General features: G+C 38.1%; 22 protein-coding genes and 1 pseudogene. All 23 read left to right on the top strand.

From position 1 onward, the window contains the following. Positions 1-69 precede the first annotated feature (69 nt). Positions 70-969 carry an AraC family transcriptional regulator gene (locus tag Ami3637_RS03515; RefSeq protein WP_162361344.1) on the top strand — a complete coding sequence of 300 codons (900 nt, stop codon included), beginning with the start codon at positions 70-72 and terminating at the stop codon, positions 967-969. Positions 970-1,145: 176 nt separating this feature from the next. Continuing rightward, positions 1,146-1,790, top strand: coding sequence for a thioredoxin domain-containing protein (locus tag Ami3637_RS18235; protein WP_330586804.1), 645 nt, complete (start codon positions 1,146-1,148; stop codon positions 1,788-1,790). Continuing rightward, positions 1,766-3,106 carry a thioredoxin domain-containing protein gene (locus Ami3637_RS03510; protein ID WP_330586803.1) on the top strand — a complete coding sequence of 447 codons (1,341 nt, stop codon included), beginning with the start codon at positions 1,766-1,768 and terminating at the stop codon, positions 3,104-3,106. Before Ami3637_RS18235 ends, Ami3637_RS03510 begins: the two co-directional genes overlap by 25 nt. Positions 3,107-3,142: 36 nt before the next feature. Further along, on the top strand, positions 3,143-4,261 hold the full coding sequence (locus tag Ami3637_RS03505) for a stalk domain-containing protein (RefSeq protein WP_162361343.1): 1,119 nt from the start codon (positions 3,143-3,145) through the stop codon (positions 4,259-4,261). Between the two features lie 170 nt (positions 4,262-4,431). Next, the gene (locus Ami3637_RS03500) at positions 4,432-5,262 is read left to right on the top strand and encodes a MerR family transcriptional regulator (RefSeq protein ID WP_162361342.1); all 831 of its coding nucleotides are present in this window, start codon (positions 4,432-4,434) and stop codon (positions 5,260-5,262) included. Positions 5,263-5,614: 352 nt separating this feature from the next. Beyond that, positions 5,615-8,533 (top strand): CehA/McbA family metallohydrolase, encoded by a 2,919-nt coding sequence (locus tag Ami3637_RS03495; RefSeq protein WP_162361341.1) that lies wholly within the window; start codon positions 5,615-5,617, stop codon positions 8,531-8,533. Positions 8,534-8,981: 448 nt separating this feature from the next. Continuing rightward, the gene (locus Ami3637_RS03490) at positions 8,982-10,085 is read left to right on the top strand and encodes a hypothetical protein (protein ID WP_162361340.1); all 1,104 of its coding nucleotides are present in this window, start codon (positions 8,982-8,984) and stop codon (positions 10,083-10,085) included. A gap of 4 nt (positions 10,086-10,089) precedes the next feature. Further along, positions 10,090-10,353: a hypothetical protein gene (locus tag Ami3637_RS03485; protein WP_162361339.1), complete on the top strand. Its 264-nt coding sequence runs from the start codon at positions 10,090-10,092 to the stop codon at positions 10,351-10,353. Between the two features lie 82 nt (positions 10,354-10,435). Then, complete coding sequence (locus Ami3637_RS03480; protein ID WP_162361338.1) at positions 10,436-10,732, top strand: BMC domain-containing protein; 297 nt, start codon at positions 10,436-10,438, stop codon at positions 10,730-10,732. A 33-nt stretch (positions 10,733-10,765) separates the two neighbouring features. Further along, positions 10,766-11,071 carry a BMC domain-containing protein gene (locus Ami3637_RS03475; protein WP_162361337.1) on the top strand — a complete coding sequence of 102 codons (306 nt, stop codon included), beginning with the start codon at positions 10,766-10,768 and terminating at the stop codon, positions 11,069-11,071. 53 nt (positions 11,072-11,124) lie between these two features. Next, a complete protein-coding gene (locus Ami3637_RS03470; RefSeq protein WP_162361336.1) occupies positions 11,125-12,615 on the top strand; it encodes an aldehyde dehydrogenase family protein in 1,491 nt (496 codons plus the stop codon). A 66-nt stretch (positions 12,616-12,681) separates the two neighbouring features. Continuing rightward, a complete protein-coding gene (gene cutC, locus Ami3637_RS03465) occupies positions 12,682-15,231 on the top strand; it encodes a choline trimethylamine-lyase (RefSeq protein WP_162361335.1) in 2,550 nt (849 codons plus the stop codon). Between the two features lie 134 nt (positions 15,232-15,365). After that, on the top strand, positions 15,366-16,319 hold the full coding sequence (cutD, locus tag Ami3637_RS03460) for a choline TMA-lyase-activating enzyme (RefSeq protein ID WP_162361334.1): 954 nt from the start codon (positions 15,366-15,368) through the stop codon (positions 16,317-16,319). Between the two features lie 40 nt (positions 16,320-16,359). After that, positions 16,360-16,713, top strand: a complete 354-nt coding sequence (locus Ami3637_RS03455; RefSeq protein WP_162361333.1) for a BMC domain-containing protein — start codon at positions 16,360-16,362, stop codon at positions 16,711-16,713. Positions 16,714-16,727: 14 nt separating this feature from the next. Next, entirely contained in the window at positions 16,728-17,156 is a 429-nt protein-coding gene (locus Ami3637_RS03450) for a EutP/PduV family microcompartment system protein (protein WP_330586802.1), read from the top strand. A 12-nt stretch (positions 17,157-17,168) separates the two neighbouring features. Then, positions 17,169-17,882: an ethanolamine utilization protein gene (locus tag Ami3637_RS03445; RefSeq protein WP_162361331.1), complete on the top strand. Its 714-nt coding sequence runs from the start codon at positions 17,169-17,171 to the stop codon at positions 17,880-17,882. After that, positions 17,851-17,985, top strand: a complete 135-nt coding sequence (locus tag Ami3637_RS18230) for a hypothetical protein (protein ID WP_330586800.1) — start codon at positions 17,851-17,853, stop codon at positions 17,983-17,985. Before Ami3637_RS03445 ends, Ami3637_RS18230 begins: the two co-directional genes overlap by 32 nt. Positions 17,986-18,309: 324 nt before the next feature. Next, positions 18,310-18,615: a BMC domain-containing protein gene (locus Ami3637_RS03440; protein WP_162361330.1), complete on the top strand. Its 306-nt coding sequence runs from the start codon at positions 18,310-18,312 to the stop codon at positions 18,613-18,615. After that, positions 18,609-18,872, top strand: a complete 264-nt coding sequence (locus Ami3637_RS03435; RefSeq protein ID WP_162361329.1) for a EutN/CcmL family microcompartment protein — start codon at positions 18,609-18,611, stop codon at positions 18,870-18,872. The genes Ami3637_RS03440 and Ami3637_RS03435 overlap by 7 nt, the downstream gene beginning before the upstream one ends. A 17-nt stretch (positions 18,873-18,889) precedes the next feature. Continuing rightward, positions 18,890-20,233, top strand: coding sequence for a 4Fe-4S dicluster domain-containing protein (locus Ami3637_RS03430; RefSeq protein WP_162361328.1), 1,344 nt, complete (start codon positions 18,890-18,892; stop codon positions 20,231-20,233). Between the two features lies 1 nt (position 20,234). Further along, on the top strand, positions 20,235-20,783 hold the full coding sequence (locus Ami3637_RS03425) for a BMC domain-containing protein (RefSeq protein WP_162361327.1): 549 nt from the start codon (positions 20,235-20,237) through the stop codon (positions 20,781-20,783). A 40-nt stretch (positions 20,784-20,823) separates the two neighbouring features. Continuing rightward, positions 20,824-21,501 (top strand): cupin domain-containing protein, encoded by a 678-nt coding sequence (locus Ami3637_RS03420; protein WP_162361326.1) that lies wholly within the window; start codon positions 20,824-20,826, stop codon positions 21,499-21,501. Positions 21,502-21,533: 32 nt separating this feature from the next. Next, positions 21,534-21,785: pseudogene (locus tag Ami3637_RS18905) on the top strand (BMC domain-containing protein); the annotation flags it as partial. Positions 21,786-22,080 lie beyond the last annotated feature (295 nt).

Below are 22,080 nucleotides of genomic sequence, written 5' to 3'. Positions count from 1 at the left end.
TTACAAAATAAAGAATACCCCTTATAATCTATAGAAAATGAACTAAACTTGCTTTTTTAGGTGATTTTTATGATAGATTCAAAAGAAATGATTGTGGCTTGCATAAACTATATTGAAAGAAACATCGGCGAGAAAATAAGCCTTGACGATATCTCTGGAGAAATCGGCGTCTCAAAATACTATATGCATAGGATGTTTAAGTCCCTAACCGGGGAGTCCATAATTGAATATGTACAATCTCGTAAGCTATCTTCTAGTATAAATGAACTTGTGAATAGTAATATGAGAATGATTGACATTGCAATGGATTATGGGTTTGACCATGAACAGTCCTATATCAGAGCATTTAAAAAACGGTTCGGTTATACGCCATTTAAAGTTCGGTCTGAGCAAGTATCTATTAACATAACCGAAAAAATCAATATCAATGACATTTTATCAGTGAATAACTCCATTACGTATCGTCCATTCTATGTCTTTAGGCAGAAATTTTATATTGCAGGAAGTCAATATAAAATATTTAGTCGTTCTGGAGACAATATGGCTAATTTTTACGGACGGCAATTCTTTTATCATGATAAAAATCGTATAGAGAATGCTATTAAAGATAAGGTGTACTATGGATATACAGACTGGAGCGGGCATAAAGACGGATATATCTATTATGTACCTTCAGTTGAAGTACCAGATTTGAGTTCGCTACAGGAAGGAATAACAGGTATCTCGATTCCTGCTCACAAATATGTAGTATTTCGATTTGTTGGCTTTTTTCGGCCAGATGATATAAAAGGCAGACAAGTAGGGCGCCTATTGGTTCATTTATACCGAAATTGGATTACCAATTCTGGCTTTCAATCTGCTGCTAAATTTAGATTTGAATATATAGACACAAGCTTATCAAATGACAATTACTGTGAACTTGACATATATCAACCGATAAAGGAGAGAAACTGCGTAGTTAATGAATAGCCAGCTTTATAATAAAAAAGACCAGTGGAATTATTAAACAATCATATCAGATATTTTGATAATAAATATTTTAATAAGAATGTAAAAGATTAGGTGAATTCCTAATCTTTTTTACTATCCTTAAAAAAAGCGGGCACAATATTTATCAAAATAGTGAAAAGAAAGTTGGTATTGAAATGAATCAAAAAACTCCCAATTTACTAATAAATGAAAAATCTCCTTATCTTCTTCAGCATGCCTACAATCCGGTTAACTGGTATCCATGGGGAGAAGCAGCTTTCAAACGAGCAGAAGAGGAAGACAAACCAATATTTTTAAGCATTGGGTATAGTACCTGTCACTGGTGCCATGTGATGGCACACGAAAGCTTTGAAAATGAGCAGGTAGCTTCCATACTGAATGAACACTTTATTGCCATAAAGGTAGACAAAGAAGAACGCCCTGACATTGACAGCATTTACATGGCAGTGTGTCAGGCATTTACTGGAAGCGGTGGGTGGCCTACCAGTATCTTTATGAATCATGAACAAAAACCTTTCTTTGCAGGAACCTATTTCCCTATAGAGTCTAGTTATGGTATGATAGGGTTTATAGATTTACTTAAAACAATACATGAGAATTGGACAAACAATAAACGCAAGTTGCTGGATGCATCAGAAGAAATAGTCAGACAGTTAAGTGTTACAGCTAAACAAAACGGAACTGTAGACGCTACCTTAATTGAAAAAGCAGTTGAATTGTTTGAAAGTGGCTTTGATAAAAATAATGGGGGTTTGGCAATGCTCCTAAATTTCCTATGCCGCACAATCTATTGTTTTTAATGACTTATTATGAGACCAGCCGTGATAAGCGTGTACTCCAAATGGTTGAAACAACACTGATTCAAATGTATAAAGGAGGTCTGTTTGATCATGTGGGTTATGGCTTTTCAAGATACTCTACGGATAAATACTTCCTGGTTCCTCACTTTGAAAAAATGCTATATGACAATGCACTTTTGATGATGAGCTATGTGCAGGCCTTCGGGTTAACAAATAAGACCATTTACAGAGACATTGCAAAGAAAACGGCGCAATATATTATGAGGGAAATGACGAGCCCTGAGGGAGGATTTTACTGCGCCCAGGATGCTGACAGCGAGGGAGTTGAAGGGAAATATTACGTATTTGATTATGATGAAATCATTAAGATTCTGGGAGAAGAAAGGGGCAAGTCGTTTAATAGCTATTATGGAATCACTCCAAAAGGAAACTTTGAAGGAAGGAATATTCCTAATCTGTTGGGCAACACAAATCTTGAAGACAGGTTCCAGCAAGATATCCCACAACTTTATGAGTATAGAAAATCACGAACACGACTTCATTTGGATGATAAAATCCTAACTTCATGGAATGCTTTGATGATTGCAGCTTTTACAATGATGTACCAGGTTTTTGACGAAGAACAATACCTTGTGGCTGCTCAGAAAGCGGAAGGTTTTATAACAGAAAAAATGCAGGACAATAATACGCTTTTCGTAAGCTATCGTGATGGCATCCATTCATCTAAGGGCTTTCTGGATGACTATGCATTCTATATTTTTGCATTGCTAGAGTTATACGGGGCAACATTGGACTGCCATTATCTGAATAAAGCGGTTAACATTTGTCAAAAAACGGTTGAAGATTTTTATGATATGGAAAATGGAGGATTTTATTTATATGGAGAGGAAAACCAGAAACTGATTATAACGCCTAAAGAAACCTATGACGGAGCTATACCCAGTGGCAACTCTGTTATGGCTTATAATCTGGTTAAAATTTCTCAGATAACAGGTGACTCAGGTTTTCAGGAAAAGGCAAAGCGTCAGCTTGAATTCATGTCTTATTCTGCAAAAGATTATCCTGCAGGATTCAGTTTTTTTCTGATGGCTTTATGGATGCATATGAATCCATTGGAAAATATTACGTGTGTTTTAGCAGATAAGGATGATTTAAAAAAATTACGGGGAAAGGTAAAACTAAATACAACTGTGCGCATTCTGGAGGGGGAGACGGATGAATATAGTCTGATAAATGGAAAGACTACATTCTATGTCTGCAAAAATCACAGCTGTCTGCCACCCACAAACAATCTATTGGAAGTGCTTGAACAATAGAGAGATTAGTGTATTTAAGCAAAGAGGAACTATAGGATGAAAAAAAGAATTTTATTGAGTGTAGTCATATTAAGTATGGCTTTATCAAACTTCGTCTGGGCAGATGCAATGTATGCTCCCAGGTTCCAGGTAAATGGAAAAGATATAGTATTTAGCTCTGAAACAGGGTTCCCTTATATTAGTCAGGAAGGCCGTGCAATGATGCCTTTAAGAGCCTGTCTTGATGCCATAGGCTGCCAGGTATCCTGGAATCAGGAGGAAAAGACGGCCATACTCAGTAAAGGTTATAATACCATAAAAGTTACGGTTAACCAGAAATATATTTATGTAAACGATAAGCAAATTAAGGCGGATTGTTCTGCTATATTAAAGAATGGAAGGATATACCTTCCCCTTCGGGTGGTTATGGAATCTCTGGGATATACGGTTGATTGGCAGGGCAGCATGGGAACAGTTGTTTCCAATGAACTGACACCTTGGAATATAAACGGTGGAACAACTGGTATTTTTTCCCGACAGCAGCTTAATTTTGAGGGATTTGATGGAATAGAGGCAGATGTAACACTTCCCTATGTGAATATCGCAGAAAAAGGTGACTGTCCTTATGTTTATTTTGGTTTAGACTGGAATAATGACCAAGGAAATGTTGAGGGCGGTTTTCAATTCATAGAGGATGCAGCACATCCTGGATATAATAAATGGACAGTATTTATGAGGCAGGGCGGCTCCTGGCTTTCTGGCAGCAACTCATATTTAGAACAGGGGTCAAAGCATCACCTTAAACTATATGCACAGAATATATCAAAAGATAGGACGGATATGGTGGTTGAGCTGGATGGCAATGAGGTTGCAAGAAAGCCTTCAGACCGAACAGATTTTGATAAAGCCTCCGCCAAAGCGGTGGTATCCATGGCTATGTCAAAAGTTTTTGATGGAGGTAACTGCTTTTCACAGTCTAAAGGGGCAAAACTGGAAAACGTGAGGGTATCCCAAGTAACAACAGATTCTTATTTGGATTTTAATGACTTTGGATTATATCATAAATGGAATCCTGAAGCAGGAAAACAAGGGATGTGGTTTGGAACAGCGGAATGCATTCCAGATTATATTCATATTGATAAAGACGGAAGTATTTCAATTTACAAATCCAATTAATCGGCACTTAATATGGAATCGCTTATAGACAATGTAATGACATTTGAAGCACGAAATTAAACAACAAAATTGTTATTTTAGTGCTCCGTGTATACATAAAAATTTACTTGTGAATCCATGGATATTTGGTATATACTAATAACATTAAAAATTTGTGGGAGGTTGGATTTATGGAGGAAAAAGAGTACTATTCCATAGGTGAAGTCAGTAAAATTTGTAATATATCCAAAAAGGCACTAAGATTTTATGACAAGATAGGTATAATATCTCCTGACAAAGTCTGCGATGACAATAATTATAGATTTTATAACAGGACCACTTTGTTATCTTTACCAGTTATAAAGTATTATAAGCAAATGGGTTTTAAACTGGAAGAAATGCGCGAACTTTTTGAGGGAAATACTTATGGCATTATTGAAAGGCAGTTCAGACGTAAAATTGATGAACTGAAAGAATTAGAAGCCAATATACACAATAGCTATACCTCCGTAAAGGATTGGTATGATCTTATCTTAGAGGCACAGCTGGTAATTGAGAATGATGTACATGAGGTTGCTGTAAAGTATATAGATTCTACTATCTACTGTTTCATGGAGCAGGACTTTGAGTATAATTACAGAGAATCTATTATTAATATAGACTGGACAAACTATCTGGAAAGTATAAATAATGAAATAACCGGTCCTGTTGTCCTGAATTTCCCATCTTTTAGAGAGAAGATGGAGGGTACCTGCAAAAAAGTTAAAATTATGCAAAAACCAATTCTGGAATATAAAGAAGACCAGGTGACAAAAATGGGTGGATATATGGTCGCTTCATGTTATCATATAGGCAGTCATACCAATATCCATGAATCTTATCAGAAAATTTTTGACTGGGCTGAAAGCCATGGCTATAACTGTACAGAAGAATGCTACGAAAGGTATGTGACAGATTATTGGACTACACGAAATGAAGATCAATTTGTTACCGAAATAATGATTCAGGTAACGAGGGACTAAATCTGTTTGCAATAATTATATTTAATTTAAAAATAAAACATTACCCTAAAGGGAATGTTTTATTTTTTTTTGAACAAAAAACAACTACATTCCTCCTTAAATTGCGCAAGAAAATGACTTTTAAATTATTAAAACGTCTTTAAGGGATATTTGGATAGTTACAAGGATTATATGAGGTTAAACTGGCAATATTAAGTAATTTTAACGCTATAATACGTTATAGCAATATATCACATAGAAAATTTACAATTATTAAAAGAATCTGATAACACCATTATTGACATTGCCCTGTAGGGCAATGATTATAATTAGTTTGTTGAAGCTTTTTATTAATAAAACAAGGAGGATTACAATGAAATTTAGAGTAGGCTTAATGTTGACACTAGGGTTACTGGGGGCAATGTTACTTTTTGCGACTCCGGCATTTGCTGCTGAAGGAGGCGTTGTAAAAGGAACCACCCCAATTGATCAGGGAATGGCAAATGATGCAAAAGACATCACTATTTATAATAGTAAAATTGCAGCATCTTTTGCAGTAGGATCATCAAATTACTGGAACATGACAAAGGGAAGCATTCTGGATGTTGCAAAGATTAAAGGTAAAACCAGTGATGGAAAACCACTTTTTGGAACAGATTTAGTTAATGACGTGGAATTTTTAAATAATTATTGGACTGCAACCGATGCATATAAGGGCAAGGATTTGCTAAATGATGATGTAAAAGTCACTTATAAAATTAATGCCACTAACATTGAAGTAGTTTCAAAGACAAGATATTACAAAGAGGGACATGATAAACCTCTTGACGTAACCATTAAGTATATACTGGAAGATGGAAAAGATTACATTAAAATGGTAACTACCATGAATAATCCTGCTGGAAATCAATCCTATGAGGCCATGAATGCAGGGTATTCCATTTCAACATTAGCCTCCAATATGTATGGGCCTTTTGGTTGGTATCCGGATACGAAGGCCACTGGTATTCGTATAGGAAATGATCCAAGAGTCAACGAGCCATTAGCAAATTTTGTGGCTACATATGGAAAGGAATCCTATAATTCATCATACTGCGTATCCGTATCCCTTGATGACGCAGATACATATAAGGGCTCATCCGGTTACAAAGATGTTTATAAGAGAGTAACTGTTGCAGGCGGTCAAACTGTTACATTTAATGGTGAAATGCTTGTTTCTGACACAGCTTCAACAACACCTATCATAGAACGTGATATAGAAAAATTTGCAATGAAGGCAGATACTGTTTCTGGTAAAGTATTAGACAGCACTGGAAAACCTGTAGAAAATGCTTTTGTTATTATTTATAAAAGTGGATCTTACGTAGCAAGTGATGATAAAACTGTTGTTAAAGTTGAATCTGCACCTTTGGCATGGGCCATGACAAATGCTAAAGGTGAATATAGTTTCAAACTTCCTGATGGAAGCTACAAAATTCATGCTGAGTCACTGGGATGTACGCCATCAAATGCACAGAGTGTGGTAGTAAAAGACGGAAAAGCAGATAATAATATCCTGGCTTTTGCACTACAGGCTGGTGCCCATGCAACACTTAAAGTGAAAGACCAGACAGGTAAAAATATCCCTGCAAGAATTGAAATTAAATCCAGTGCACCAACAGATATTAAGATGCTGGGAAGCTCTGTATATTTTACAAATCTGGTAAATGGTGAATATGTAGCTGATTTTGATGTTCCAGCAGGTACATTCTCTTTTACAGCAGCATATGGTGCAGATTATGAATCTAAAAAAGTAACCATCAATGATGTTAAAATATCTGCTGGTGAAAAATACGTTAATGAGAAAGATTTAGTAATAAAAGAAATCATAAACCCAAGATTAAAGAACTGGTACAACATGGATAACCATCAGCATTCAAGCATAGGTGATGGTGCAACTCCTATTGATAAACTGTTTATTGCGCAATTATGTGCAAAACTGGATTTTAATCTGGTTTCTGATCATGATTCGGTTCAAAATGATGCAGAAATGGTGAAACTGGCAGCAGCAGCCGGAAGACCTGTGGTACCAAGCCTTGAGGTTTCTCCTGGATGGGGACACTGGGGTATTTTGAATGTAGATTATTCAAAGGCGGCAACAGAAGCTACTCCAATCAATGCTTCATTAAAACCAGGTGAGATTATCGCTAAGGGTCATCAGATGAATGCGGTAGTCGTAGTAAATCATCCTTATACAGATTATGGATTCTTTTTAAACAGAGATGGGGTTATTGGCGGTCACGACAAGGGTACAGATGATTTTGATCTGATAGAACTTCAGTCAACAATAAATCTGGCGGATTCCAAGAACATGGATGCAAGGGCTCTTGCTGATGCTATGAATGTTTACTGGAATAAAGGACAGAAAAAGTTTTTAAGTGCAGGCTCAGACCAGCATGATGTTAAATCCGGATTATATCCAGGCATTATCAGAATGTACGCCCATATCAATGGAGATGTAACTGGTGATAAGTATCTTGCCGCTTTAACTTCAGGCCACGCTTATGCAACTATGGGACCTCTGTTTACCCTGGATGACAGTGTAATGTTTGGGGAAACATATAACGTTGCAAAAGGAAATGCATATACCTTTAAATCAACTGTACAGGCAGTTAATACGTTAAAGAGAATCGATGTTTACAGTATGGGTAAGATTGTGGCTTCATATGATTACAATACAGAAGAACCCGTTCAGTTTACTTATGACATGAAGAACGATGGAACGAAGAACTTGTGGTACAGCTTTGTTGCTGTGGACGGAGCTGGACACTATGCAGTAACCAATCCAATATGGGTAGATGATTTCGCTACATCAAATATAGCAGTGTCCAGAGGCCAGTTTGTTCAAAAGCTATATGAATTGAGCGGTGAGAAATCAGTTGAAAGCACAGAAATTTTTAAGGATGTTGCAACAGATTCTTCTTATGCAAAAGCTGTAGTATGGGCAAAGAAAATGGGAATTGTAAGTGGTACAACAGCAACAAATTTCAGTCCTAATGATTCTATAACTAGAGAACAAATGGTTACAATTCTTTACAATTATGCAAAGGCAACCGGCAAAGATGTTTCAAATATTGAAGGTATGGCAATTCAGAACTTTGATGACTGGTCTAAAACATCATCTTATGCCCATAACCCTATGCGTTGGGCATTTAACCAGAAAATAATCATGGGACAATCTGCAACTGTACTTGGACCTAAGGATACAGCAACAAGAGCACAGGCTTCAATTATAATAAGCAGAGTAAAATAACTAAGTTGCTTGTGTAAATGATCTATTTGCATTTTAAAATTTCTGATTATCTTTAATAATACGCAAACGTTACCCTAAGGGGAACGTTTGCGTATTTTTTTGTCTAAAAATTGGTTTGAAAATCAAAGAACCCACAAAAGTTAAACGAATTTGTATTATACGAAAGTGTTTTAACAACAAAAAAATACTGACAAAATATCTGTTGACATTCCCCCATAGGGCAAGGATTATAATCAAGCTATAAAGCATAGGAAAGACTAATGTCGGAATATAATAAAGCTATAATAATTGGACATATGGGCATAATAAAACTGCAATTGTAATAAATGTAGTAAAAAATATAAAAATGACAAATCCGGTCGAAAATAAAGGTCATTATAAATTTTTATTTAATGATAATACATTAAGAAACGTATGAATGCGTTTTAGTGAAAGGAGTTTTATTTTTATGAACGAAGTTTCAGGAGCAGCTAACGCGCAAGTCGTTGCTGCGAAAAAAAAGTTATCATCCAGTTTTTTTAAAAAAGGTATTACAGTTGCAATTTTATCAGGTATGTGTTATGGACTGTATTCCGCATTTATGACACTAGGTATGGCCAAAGGTGTATGGGCAAACAATTTGTATGCAGGTGTTACTGTAGGAGGAACTGTTCTTTCATCATTTGTTATGATATACATGCTGGGAGCTTTGGGCAGTGCACTAAATGACACAATCAGTGGTATCTGGTGTATCCTTATTGCTGCTATTAAAGGTAAATTAGGTGACTTCTTTAGAACTATAAAAACTAAGCCAGGTGCAGTTATGATAGTAGCTGCTCTAATTGGTGGACCTATTGCAAGTACAGCTTATGTTGTATCACTACAGATGGCAGGATCAATCATTATTCCTATTACTGCTCTTTGCCCTGCAATCGGTGCTATATTAGGAAGAATTTTATTTAAACAGGAATTAAATGCTCGTATGATGGGTGGTATCGCTATCTGCTTTGCAGCTAGTATGATGATTGCATCAACAAGTATGACTGGAGATGCTCCGGCTGGAAGAGCATTGGGTATGATTATCGCATTTATCGCAGCACTAGGCTGGGGTATTGAAGGTTGTGTAGCTGGTTATGGTACTTCCATGATTGACTATGAAATCGGTATCACAATCAGACAGTGTACATCAGGTCTTACAAACTTAATTATTTTAGTTCCACTTTGGGGTATTCTTTCCGGTGGTGGAGTTGGCCTTGCTGGAGAATTAATTGGCAACGTAGTAACAGATATGCCTTCATTAATTTTCTTTATTATCAGCGGTTTTGCATCTGTATATGCATATAGCTTATGGTATAAAGGAAACAGCATGTGCGGTGCTGCTCTGGGTATGGCTTGTAATGGCGCATATTCCTTCTGGGGTCCGTTCTTTATCTGGATTGTTTTAGGCGTATTTGACGGACAAAAAGGTATGGGATTACCTCCAATTGCATGGGCTGCTGCTATAGTTATGGTACTTGGTATCCTGGTAATCGCTATGAACCCAATGGATTTATTCAGAAAGAAGGAGGACTAATAAAATGAGACCACTTAACTATGCAATATTAAAGTATTTTACAACTGTAAAAGAAGCATGTGCTGATGATGTAATTGAAGCTCTGAAAGGCCAGTATGGCAGCTTTAAAGCTTTGAGAAAACCTGCTGTAATTGAAGCAATTATGACAGGTGAAGCCAATGGTTTGTTAGAAGAAACAAGATATGATCTTGATCCAAAAGGTGAACTGAGAGTTTATTATCACGCACATAAAGAAGGTGCAGACACAATTAATACTTATATTAAATAAATAAATAATTGGTTAATTGTTAAAATATCCTTAGGGCAATGTATTTATGCCCTAAGGATAAATGTGAGAGGAGGATTTTTCCGTGAGATATTATGGAGAACAGGCGTTAGGTTTAATTGAGACTTTAGGAATGGTACCTGCGCTAGAGGGAGCAGATAAAATGCTCAAAGCTGCTGATGTTGAGCTGGTTGCTTATGAAAACATCGGATCAACATTAGTTACAATTTTGGTTAAAGGTGACGTTGCTGCTGTAAAAGCTGCTGTTGAGGCTGGTGCTGAAGCTGCTTCTGCAATAGGCAAACTAACTGCAAAGAATGTTATGCCTCGTCCGATTTCGGCGGTAGGCGATATCGTATCTGTACACGATATTGATGCTTAGTTAAATATTATTTATAAGAAAGGAACTACACAGATGGCAAATTTTGAAGCTTTAGGCTTAGTTGAAACATTTGGTTTGGTTTTCGTTTTAGAAGCGGCGGATGCAATGTGTAAGGCAGCAGACGTTGAGCTGGTAGGATACGAAAATACAGCATCTGGTTACATCTCAGTGTTAGTAAGAGGAGATGTAGGAGCATGCAAGACTGCTGTAGCTGCTGGTGTAAAGGCTGTAACAGAAATGGAAGATGGTAATCTTTACAGTTCAGTCGTTATCGCAAGACCACATCAGGATCTTGAAAAGATTATTGCCCGTTATTCACTTGAAAAATTACTTGGTTAATAATCTACTGTTAAATCAGAAAGTTAGAATTTTGACGAAAAGGAGAGTCATAAATGAATATTATTGATAATGATTTGCTCTCCATACAAGAATCTCGAATTCTTGCGGAGAATGCACGCGAGGCACAAAAAAAACTTGCAACTTTTCCTCAGGAAAAATTAGACGAGATTGTTGAACGCATGGCGGAAGAAATTGATAAGCACATCAGCGAACTTGCCAAAATGTCTTGTGACGAAACTGATTATGGCAACTGGCAGGACAAATGCATTAAAAATAAATTTGCCTGTGACTATTTAAGAACAAGACTAAGAGGCATGCGTTGTGTAGGCATTATCAATGAAGACAAACAGAAAAGAACTATGGATGTAGGGGTACCAATGGGCGTTGTTGTTGCGCTATGTCCTGCAACAAGTCCGGTATCCACTACAATTTATAAAGCGTTAATAGCAATTAAATCAGGAAATGCGATTATATTTTCGCCTCACCCTAGAGCAAAGAAAACTATTGCAAAAACTCTTGACATTTTGATTCGTGCAGCTGAAGGCTATGGCCTTCCAGAAGGAGCACTTGCATACTTGCATACAGTGACTCCTAGTGGTACTATTGAGCTGATGAATCATAAAGCAACCTCTTTAATTATGAATACGGGTGTTCCCGCAATGCTGAAAGAAGCATATCAGGCAGGTAAACCAGTTATTTATGGAGGAAATGGGAATGGTCCGGCATTTATTGAACGTACTGCTGATATAAGACAGGCAGTATGTGACATTATTGCCAGCAAAACTTTTGACAATGGTATAGTATCAGCAGCTGAACAATCTATTGTTGTGGACAGCTGTATCGCAACACAGGTTAAAACAGAGTTGCAAAATAATGGTGCTTATTTTATGTCGGAAGATGAAGCCAAAAGACTTGGTGCTTTATTTTTCCGTTTTGACGGAAGTGCAGATTCTGAAATGTTTGGTAAAACAGCTCAGCAATTGGCTAAAAAAGCAGGCTTCTACGTCCCTGACAGTGTGAAAATATTGATTTCAGAACAAAAATATGTTTCTGAAAATAATCCTTACTCAAAAGAAAAGCTGTGTCCCGTTTTAGCTTACTATATTGAAGATGACTGGATGCATGCTTGTGAAAAGTGTATTGAACTCTTACTAAGTGAGAGGCATGGACACACTTTGGTCATTCATTCAAACGACGAAGATGTAATCCGTCAGTTTGCTTTAAAAAAGCCAGTAGGCAGAGTACTTGTTAATACACCGGCTGTTTTTGGCAGTATGGGTGCTACAACTAATTTATTCCCTGCTATGACTTTAGGCAGCGGATCCGCTGGAGAAGGTATGACCTCCGACAATGTTTCGCCTATGAATTTAATCTACGTCCGCAAAGTTGGATATGGAGTGCGAAAAACAGAAGAAATAACAAGGGGTGTATTAGCAGAAGAAAACAATTCCTCATATGGATTAACATCTAAGGAAGAGAAAGATTCTGAGAATATACAAATGCTCCATAGCATTTTAAAAAAGGCTATAGAAGCAATTCAATAGCAATATATACAGCTAAAATCAGACCAATGAATCTGACAAAATAAAAAAGAATGAGAGGTACAAATTTTGGATATTCGTGAATTTTCAGAAAAATTTGCAGAAGCTACCAAAAGCATGTCTGCAGAGGAACGCGCAGCTATCATGAAGATGTTTGAAGGCGTTTCCAGTGAAATTACAAAGAATGATACATTTGTGTACAGAGAAACAGTTGCCGCTAATGATAATGGAACTGGAATTCCAAATGGAATGACACAGAGACATAAATTATTAAAGGAAAACTATTTAAAGCAGGTACCAACTATTACAACTTTCCGTGCAAAAGCGGTTACCAAGATTGCGAAAGAAAATCCTGGTATGCCTAAGATTATGCTTCGTGCTAAGTGCTTTAAGTACTGTTGTGAAACTGCTCCATTAGTAATTCAGGACAATGAATTGATTGTAGGCGCTCCTTGTGGTGCTCCTCGTGCCGGAGCTTTTTCACCTGATATTGCATGGAGATGGATGCTTGATGAAATCGATACAATCGGCACCCGTGATCAGGACCCATTCTATGTTTCAGAAGAAGACAAGAAGATCATGCGTGAAGAATTGTTCCCATACTGGGCAGGAAAGTCTGTTGACGAATACTGTGAAGACCAATATAGAGAAGCTGGTGTTTGGGAACTTTCCGGTGAATCGTTTGTTTCAGACTGCTCTTACCACGCAACAAACGGTGGTGGAGACTCTAACCCTGGATATGATGTAATTCTTATGCATAAGGGTATGTTAGATATTCAGAAGGAAGCAAATGATCATCTGGCTAAATTAGATTATGAAAATCCTGAAGATATTGAAAAGATTTATTTCTATAAATCTATTATTGATACAACTGAAGGTGTTATGATTTACGCTAAGCGTATGTCAGAATATGCCGCTGAACTGGCTGCTAAGGAAACAGATCCTAAGCGTAAAGCAGAGTTACAGAAGATTTCAGAAGTAAATGCAAGAGTTCCTGCTCATAAGCCTGAAACGTTCTGGGAAGCTATTCAGTCCATGTTTACTATTGAATCTTTATTAGTAGTAGAAGAAAACCAGACTGGTATGTCAATTGGACGTGCTGACCAGTATATGTATCCTTTCTATAAGGCTGATATTGAGTCAGGACGTATGACAGATTACGAAGCATTTGACCTTGCGGGTTGTATGCTGATTAAGTTATCAGAGATGATGTGGGTTACAAGTGAAGGAGCTTCTAAATTCTTTGCTGGTTACCAGCCATTCGTAAATATGTGTGTTGGTGGTGTTACTCGTGATGGACAGGATGCAACAAATGATTTAACTTATTTGTTAATGGATGCTGTTAGACACGTAAGAATTTATCAGCCATCACTTGCATGCCGTATTCATAAGGCTTCTCCACAGAAATATATGAAGAAGATTGTTGATGTAGTACGTTCAGGAATGGGATTCCCTGCTTGCCACTTTGATGATACTCATATCAAGATGATGCTTGCAAAGGGTGTTTCAATTGAAGATGCAAGAGACTACTGCCTGATGGGTTGTGTAGAACCTCAGAAATCAGGTCGTCTGTATCAGTGGACTTCAACAGCTTATACACAGTGGCCAATCTGTATTGAACTTGTTCTGAACCATGGTGTTCCACTTTGGTATGAAAAGCAGGTTTGCCCAGATTATGGCGATATTAGTCAGTATAAGACTTATGAAGAATTTGATGCTGCAGTTAAGAGAATGATTCAGTATGTAACGAAGTGGACAAGCGTTGCTACAGTTATTTCACAGCGTGTGCACAGAGAATTAGCACCAAAGCCATTAATGTCTATCATGTATGAAGGCTGTATGGACAAGGCTAAGGATGTATCTGCTGGTGGAGCTATGTATAACTTCGGACCTGGTGTTGTATGGTCTGGTCTTGCTACTTATGCGGACTCAATGGCTGCTATTAAGAAATTAGTATTTGATGACAAGAAATATACACTGGAACAATTAAATACAGCATTAAAGGCTGACTTTGCTGGATATGACCAGGTTAAGGCTGATTGTCTTGCTGCTCCTAAGTATGGTAATGATGATGATTATGCAGATTTAATTGCTGCTGATTTAATTAACTTTACTGAAATGGATCACCGTAACTATAAGACATTATATTCAGTATTAAGTCATGGTACTTTATCAATTTCTAACAATACTCCATTTGGACAATTGTTAGGTGCATCAGCAAATGGCCGTGCAGCTTGGTCACCATTATCAGATGGTATCAGCCCTACTCAGGGTGCTGACTACAAGGGACCTACAGCTATCATCAAGTCAGTTTCAAAACTGGCATGTGATAACATGAATATTGGTATGGTTCACAACTTTAAGCTGATGGCAGGTCTTCTTGATACACCGGAAGGTGAAGCTGGTATCATTGCATTACTTCGTGCAGCTTGTGCAATGGGTAATGGTGAAATGCAGTTCAACTATCTTGATAACAAGACATTGATTGAAGCTCAGAAGCACCCAGAACAGTATCGTGACCTGGTTGTTCGTGTAGCAGGTTACAGTGCATTCTTCGTAGAATTATGCAAAGATGTTCAGGATGAAATTATCAGCAGAACTATGCTGACACATTTCTAAACTATAAATTATATTGACTTTAAATTAATAAATCTGCTGTCTGCAGTAATAGCCAACTTTGAGCCGTAAGGCTGCAGGCAGCAATAAATTATCTATTTAAAGACCAAGATATATCAAACTGGAGATTGAATAGTATGAACAATACAAATACAGGTATTATTGAAAGAAAAGCAACGATTTTCAATATACAAAAATACAATATGTATGATGGTCCTGGAATAAGAACGCTGGTGTTTTTTAAGGGATGTCCGCTCCGCTGCAAATGGTGCGCAAATCCTGAAGGATTAGAAAAGAAATTTCAAGTAATGTTCAAAAGCAACTCGTGTACTAATTGCGGTGCTTGTGTTTCTGCTTGTCCAGTTGGGATACACACTATCTCAGAGGATAACCAAAAGCATGAGGTACAACATAACATTGATTGTCTTGGATGCCAAAAATGTGTAGAAGTTTGTAATGCTAATGCACTTACAATTGTAGGGGAAGTTAAAACAATTTCAGAATTGCTGGAAATTATTTTAGAAGATAAAACCTTCTACGAAGTTTCCGGAGGCGGAGTGACTTTGGGTGGTGGTGAAGTAACCATGCAGACAGAGGCCGCAACCAGTTTATTGCAGGCCTGTAAGCAGGAAGGAATAAATACTGCTATTGAGACCTGTGGATATACTAAATTAGAAAATATATTAAAGATTGCTGAGTTCACGGATTTATTCCTATACGATATTAAGCAGATGAATTCTGACAAACACTTTGAACTGACAGGGGTTCGTAATGAGCAGATTTTAACTAATTTAAAAGAACTTCTTCATAGAAGATATAATGTGCAAGTCAGAATGCCTATGCTAAAAGGAATAAATGACAGCGAGGAAGAAATCAGTCAGGTTATTGAATTCCTAATGCCTTATCGTGATCAGAAAAACTTTAAGGGTATCGATTTACTTCCATATCATAAGTTAGGTGTAAATAAGTATAATCAGCTTGGTAAAGAATATCCTATTAAAGGAGATCCAAGCTTGAGTGATGAAGATTTGGACAGAATTGAAGGATGGATCAAAAAATATGATTTCCCTGTTTCTGTTATTCGTCATTAATGGTGAAGGATTATTCGAACAGAATTGAAAGGTAAGTTTTATGGGAACAGCTATTGAAAAAGCTACAGAGCGTATCATACAGGAATCGGTACCTGGTAAGCAGGTCACAATTGCTCATGTGATTGCTTCGCCCATGCCTGATATATATGAGCGTTTAGGGATAGATGACAGAGGAGCCATTGGCATCCTCACTCTGTCACCTTATGAAACAGCTATCATTGCAGCAGACGTTGCTACTAAGATGGCAGATGTAGAAATTGGGTTTCTGGATCGTTTCACCGGCTCAGTTGTTATCAGTGGTGATGTGCAAAGTGTTACGACAGCACTTGAGGCTGTAACTGAAACCTTATGTGACTTGCTTGGCTTTACAACAGTTCCTATTACAAAAACATGAGGAAAAAACGTGTTATGGTGATAGGTCCTACGCATTGCGGAAAGACAACACTGGTAAATGAACTGAATGATTACAATGGTCCATTAAAAAAAACACAGGACACCATTTATGGAGAAAAAACTATTGATGTACCAAGTTCATATGTGGCCATCCCTTGGATGTATAAGCATTTAATTGCTACTGCACAAAATGCTGCATCACATATATTACTGCTGGTAGATCAGTCAAATCCCGTTGAGATTTATTCGCCGGGTTTTGCCCGGGTGTTTACATGTCCGGTAATTGGCGTAATAACCAAGTGTGATTTGAAACCAGAAAATGAGCGAGTGTGTTTAAGGCAGTTAAAGCAGATAGGTGTTCCAGAACCCTATTTTAAGATAAGTATTCCTGAGGGAATAGGTATCGATGCTTTAAAGGCATATATATTTAATAATGATAAGTAAAGGGGGACAAATATGAAATTCATAACCGAAGAAGATCTGCGGGATTTATATCGAAGAGAACCTTTTACCACCTATGAAATGGAACCAGGAACAAGACTTACACCTGGAGCACGCCAGTTTTTAGCGGATCGGGGCATTAATATGTTTGATGACCAGCCGTTTATAAGGAAATTTGTTGTTACAACCAGTGAAGATGTAACAAATGCAGAAGCAGAAGCAAAAAAGCCAGAAGCTTTGCAGGAGAAGCAGATAGACTGGAAACATAAGAAACTTTATTGTAAAATGAAGTCTATGGAAGCATTATTCCTTTCAACTGGTCAGGAGCTATTAAGCAAAGATGTATTTTTAGCTCAGAGTGTTATCAACTTGGGCAAACAATTTGCTGGTGTCAGAGCGTTTGCAGAAGGTAAGGGCTTGGGTGAAATCGTATGCTGCCAGGAATGCAGTGGAATGAATGGAGACAATTTCTGTAAAGATATTGAGGATTGTTTTGAAATAACAGAATTCCATATGCAACTTGAGAAAGGCAAAGAAATTTTAAACCTGCATAAGTTACGATGTGCGTTGCGGGAAGTAGAACCAGTTGTTATGGAAGTATACGAAGGCAATGAAAGTGAAACGAAGTTGTGTGAAGAAATTACAGGTAAAGTGAATAGAATTATTAATGCTTTATCCCAGATGATTTGTTCAGCTGTTGGAGGAAAGGAATGCCAGAGAAGTAATTAAAGATGTAGTTCAGGCGGCTGGCTTTGAACTTACAGATTTACTGGATAAACCAACAGCAGTCAACGCAGTACTTAAAATGCAAAATAGTGTAGTGATGAATTAAGTCTCACGCACTTTTCCCTGGTTATATCAGGTGCGTATGAAATGGATTTTGCAGAAGCAGATCTATAAAAAGCGAGTTGAAAAACACAAAGAAATTTCGCCGGGACTAAAACCGGTAGTAAAAATTTCTTTAATTATAAGCCAGCGTATTAAAATTTTATGATGTAGAGTCAAGATTAACAGCCTCAAATTACAGGCTGACTGATATGGAAAACATCATAAAGAAAACAAACAGGTATCTTTACCCATAAACCAAAGAATCCGATGTTTGGGTACAGCATTTAGCTGTAAACAGGAAAACATTGATTAGAGAGGGTGTTGTAATATGGAATTTCGAATTATTAAATCTCCTTCCAAAGGTACCATGGATATTCTTAAACGTCGTATGGGATCAAACAATAAAAACGATTACGAAGATGCAGATGCGGTAGGCTTGGTGCAGGGGAGAATGATTGAAATGATTTGCGCAGCAGATGTTGCTGAAAAGGCAGTTGGTGTTACGGTCGAAGACATTAGAGGAAGCTGCCCGCAAAATATGATTTTGATTGCGATTTTCGGCGATACAGCGTCTGTGGAGGATGCAATCCATGAGATAAAACGCAAATTGGAAGAAGGGAAAGATTTATGTTAACAGCAAGACTTATTGACAATGTATGGGCAACAAGAAAAGCAGATTCATTAAATGGATTAAAGTTCATGCTAGCAGAAGTAATAGGCGGAGGATGTGAAGGACAGCGCATGGTGGTAGTTGATATTATCAGTGCTGGCATAGGTGACAGAGTTATAGTCTGTCAGGGGTCATCTGCCAGAAGAATGTTAGGCGATGATAATATTCCAGTAGATGCAGTTGTTGTCGGAATCATTGATGAAGATTGCAATTTTGGATGATTTCGGGAGGTATTAAAATGAGTCTTCTTGATATGGTAAAAGAAGCCGGCATAATTGGTGCAGGCGGGGCAGGATTTCCTACTCATGCAAAGTTAGCATCAAAAGCGGAATATATACTTCTTAACGGAGCTGAGTGTGAACCACTTTTAAGAGTGGACCAGCAGTTGATGGCAATGTTTCCCGATGAGATAATAAAAGGCTTTGAAGCAGCAGGCAGACAGGTCAGTGCAAAAAAAGCCATAATAGGAGTTAAAGGAAAGCATAAAGAAGTAATTACTATCCTTGAGGATAGGATTAAGGCATTAAAGCTGGAAGAATATGTAGAAGTGGGAGTTCTTCCGGACATCTACCCGGCAGGGGATGAACAGGTATTAGTATATGAATTAACAGGAAGGGTGGTACCGGAAGCCGGTATACCAATCCAGGTAGGATGTGTGGTAGTAAACTCAGAAACAGCATTAAATATCTACTATGCATCCATGGGAAAAGCAGTAACAGAAAAATATGTCACCATAGCAGGAGATGTACCAAACCGTATGACGGTAAAGGTACCGGTGGGAACCCCGATAATGGATGTTTTAAAGCTAAGTGGCATAGAAAATTTTGATGATTATGCGGTAATAGACGGAGGTCCTATGATGGGGCCTGTGATGACGGAAATCGGGGGATATATAACAAAGAAGAATAAAGGCTTTGTAATCCTGAAGAAGACCCATCCGCTGATCAGAAGAAAAAGCGCATCAAAAGAACAGGCAAAGAGAATAAACAGAGCTTCCTGTGAACAGTGCAGGATGTGTACGGACATGTGTCCAAGATATCTTTTGGGACATGCTACACAGCCGCATAAAATGATGAGATCCTTAATGTATGCGGCAAATTCAAATGCACCAAATGATTTGGAAGCTCAGAAGGTAGGTCAGTTATGCTGCCAGTGTAACTTATGCGAATTGTTCGCTTGTCCAATCGGGTTATATCCAAAATTCGCTAATAATTTCTTTAGAGAAAAGTTAGCAGAACAGGGATTACGATATAAACCAAATAAGGAAGTATTTGAAGCACGTAACGCACGTGAACATCGATTAGTTCCAAGCAAGAGACTTATTGCAAGAATTGGATTACACGATTTTGACAAACCAGCACCGATGACAGACACTTCCATAACTCCGGAAACAGTGCATATTGCCACAAGACAACATGTAGGAGCACCTGCAGTTCCTGTAGTAGCGGTTGGAGAACACGTACAGGCAGGACAGTTAATCGGTAAAATTCCGGAAGAAAGTCTGGGAGCTACAATTCATGCAAGTATTTCCGGAACAGTAACAGAATGCGGAAATGACTATATTGCAATAAGGAGGGATTAATATGGCGAACGCAATAGGAATGGTAGAGTTTACAAGTATTGCACGTGGTATTTACGCAGCAGACCAGATGGTAAAAATTTCAGAAGTAGAAATTGTAACGGCTACGACTACTTGCCCGGGCAAATATATAGCAATCGTTCATGGAGATGTTGCTGCTGTTGAAGATTCAGTACAGATTGGAGAAAGAGTAGCAGGAGAATTCTGGGTGGATTCTATTATTATACCAAACGTTCATCCTCAGGTGTTCCCAGCTATTACTGGGGCAACAATGCCTGAAAGGATCCAAGCACTTGGTATTATAGAATCTTTCTCAATGTCCACCATGGTCATTGCTGCTGATGCAATTTTAAAGTCTGCAGAACTGGAACCACTGGAACTTCGTTTGGGAAATGGTTTAGGAGGAAAAGCCTTCTTTACCTTCACCGGAGATGTTGCAGCTGTGGAAACAGGAGCTGAAGCAGGAAAAAATATTGCAGAGAATAAAGGTCTACTGGTTAATGCGGAAGTAATTCCTTCCCCATCAGACAGACTGATACCATCTTTGTTCTAAATAAGTAAGAACTTTGAAATATGAAAGGGTGTGAAGCCAAATGAAAAGATTGATTTGTGCAAAAGATGTTGAGACCCTGGCAAAACAGGGGCAGAAAGTGTTCTATATTGATGAAGACACACTGGTAACTCCATCAGCAAAGGATGCAGCAAGATCCTGTGGAGTTGAATTTTCTACAGAGGCACCGGCTCCAGTATGCTGCGCAGCACCAGCTGCCTGTGAAGCACCGGCTCCGGCACCAGCTGCAGAACCAGCAAAAGCCTGTGAAGGTGAGATTGATACAAATATGATTTACACAGTACTAAAGGCTTTAGCAGATAAAGGTCTGCTGCAGGGAGTGCTGGATACAGCAGCATGCAGCGGGAAGCCTTACACAGCAGAGCATGATGCCTGCGGACTGAAAATTGTCCGTGGAAACACCGTACAGTATGAAGCACTGGATACAGGAAATCCTTCCGATAAAGTATTTTATCAGGAGATTATCAATAAAGAGGACGGCTGCTCCATGAATGCAGGGTTCATAACCATTGAAAACTGTCAGTTCGACTGGGAGTGTGCATGTGAAGAGCTGTACCATATCATCGAAGGAACACTGACAGTAACAGTAAACGGCAAGGTATATACAGCACAGCCGGGAGATTCTGTATTCTTCCCGAATGGTGCGAAAGTAGCCTTTGGTTCACCGAATAAGATGAAAGCATTTTATGCGACGTACTAAAAGGCAGAACCGGAAGTAAGGAGGATATGTAAATGCAGATGCAGGCACTTGGATTTATAGAAACAAAAGGACTTGTAGCAGCCATAGAAAGTGCGGATGCCATGCTGAAGGCAGCAAACGTACAGCTGGTGGACAGAGTCTTTGTAAAGGGCGGTCTTGTTACGATTATCATAGAAGGAGACGTAGGAGCAGTAAAAGCAGCAACCGATGCGGGAGCAGCAGCAGCTATGAGAATCGGTGAACTGATATCAGTACACGTAATCCCAAGACCACATGAAGAAGTTGGAAGAGCAGTGATTTATCCAACTTCAAAAAAAAAAGATAAAATAGTAGCTGCTGAAGAAGTATCCGGGCCGGAGGAGAAAGTAGAAACTGTGATGGAAAACAGGGAAGAAGTACAGCCAAAAGCTGAAGCTGCAGTAACTCCTGCTTCCCAGACAGAAAATGAAGATACTGATCTTACTGAGATACACAAAGAAGACCTGGATAAAATGGTAAAAGAAAGCGGCATGGAAAAGATGCTGGAAGTTTTAGACAAAATGAAAGTAACAAAACTGAGAAATCTTGCCCGTGAGTTTA

Origin of the sequence: Aminipila terrae, assembly GCF_010120715.1 — a bacterium.
GTDB lineage: Bacteria > Bacillota > Clostridia > Peptostreptococcales > Anaerovoracaceae > Aminipila > Aminipila terrae.
Note: the sequence above shows the minus strand (reverse complement) of the source record. Positions and strands in the feature narration are given on the sequence as shown.

What these genes read in the sequence shown, in the direction of transcription:
- Ami3637_RS03515 (WP_162361344.1), top strand. Translation starts at nt 70, where the DNA reads ATGATAGATTCAAAAGAAATGATTGTGGCTTGCATAAACTATATTGAA.
- Ami3637_RS18235 (WP_330586804.1), top strand. Translation starts at nt 1,146, where the DNA reads ATGAATCAAAAAACTCCCAATTTACTAATAAATGAAAAATCTCCTTAT.
- Ami3637_RS03510 (WP_330586803.1), top strand. Translation starts at nt 1,766, where the DNA reads ATGCCGCACAATCTATTGTTTTTAATGACTTATTATGAGACCAGCCGT.
- Ami3637_RS03505 (WP_162361343.1), top strand. Translation starts at nt 3,143, where the DNA reads ATGAAAAAAAGAATTTTATTGAGTGTAGTCATATTAAGTATGGCTTTA.
- Ami3637_RS03500 (WP_162361342.1), top strand. Translation starts at nt 4,432, where the DNA reads ATGGAGGAAAAAGAGTACTATTCCATAGGTGAAGTCAGTAAAATTTGT.
- Ami3637_RS03495 (WP_162361341.1), top strand. Translation starts at nt 5,615, where the DNA reads ATGAAATTTAGAGTAGGCTTAATGTTGACACTAGGGTTACTGGGGGCA.
- Ami3637_RS03490 (WP_162361340.1), top strand. Translation starts at nt 8,982, where the DNA reads ATGAACGAAGTTTCAGGAGCAGCTAACGCGCAAGTCGTTGCTGCGAAA.
- Ami3637_RS03485 (WP_162361339.1), top strand. Translation starts at nt 10,090, where the DNA reads ATGAGACCACTTAACTATGCAATATTAAAGTATTTTACAACTGTAAAA.
- Ami3637_RS03475 (WP_162361337.1), top strand. Translation starts at nt 10,766, where the DNA reads ATGGCAAATTTTGAAGCTTTAGGCTTAGTTGAAACATTTGGTTTGGTT.
- Ami3637_RS03470 (WP_162361336.1), top strand. Translation starts at nt 11,125, where the DNA reads ATGAATATTATTGATAATGATTTGCTCTCCATACAAGAATCTCGAATT.
- cutD (WP_162361334.1), top strand. Translation starts at nt 15,366, where the DNA reads ATGAACAATACAAATACAGGTATTATTGAAAGAAAAGCAACGATTTTC.
- Ami3637_RS03455 (WP_162361333.1), top strand. Translation starts at nt 16,360, where the DNA reads ATGGGAACAGCTATTGAAAAAGCTACAGAGCGTATCATACAGGAATCG.
- Ami3637_RS03450 (WP_330586802.1), top strand. Translation starts at nt 16,728, where the DNA reads ATGGTGATAGGTCCTACGCATTGCGGAAAGACAACACTGGTAAATGAA.
- Ami3637_RS03445 (WP_162361331.1), top strand. Translation starts at nt 17,169, where the DNA reads ATGAAATTCATAACCGAAGAAGATCTGCGGGATTTATATCGAAGAGAA.
- Ami3637_RS03440 (WP_162361330.1), top strand. Translation starts at nt 18,310, where the DNA reads ATGGAATTTCGAATTATTAAATCTCCTTCCAAAGGTACCATGGATATT.
- Ami3637_RS03435 (WP_162361329.1), top strand. Translation starts at nt 18,609, where the DNA reads ATGTTAACAGCAAGACTTATTGACAATGTATGGGCAACAAGAAAAGCA.
- Ami3637_RS03430 (WP_162361328.1), top strand. Translation starts at nt 18,890, where the DNA reads ATGAGTCTTCTTGATATGGTAAAAGAAGCCGGCATAATTGGTGCAGGC.
- Ami3637_RS03425 (WP_162361327.1), top strand. Translation starts at nt 20,235, where the DNA reads ATGGCGAACGCAATAGGAATGGTAGAGTTTACAAGTATTGCACGTGGT.
- Ami3637_RS03420 (WP_162361326.1), top strand. Translation starts at nt 20,824, where the DNA reads ATGAAAAGATTGATTTGTGCAAAAGATGTTGAGACCCTGGCAAAACAG.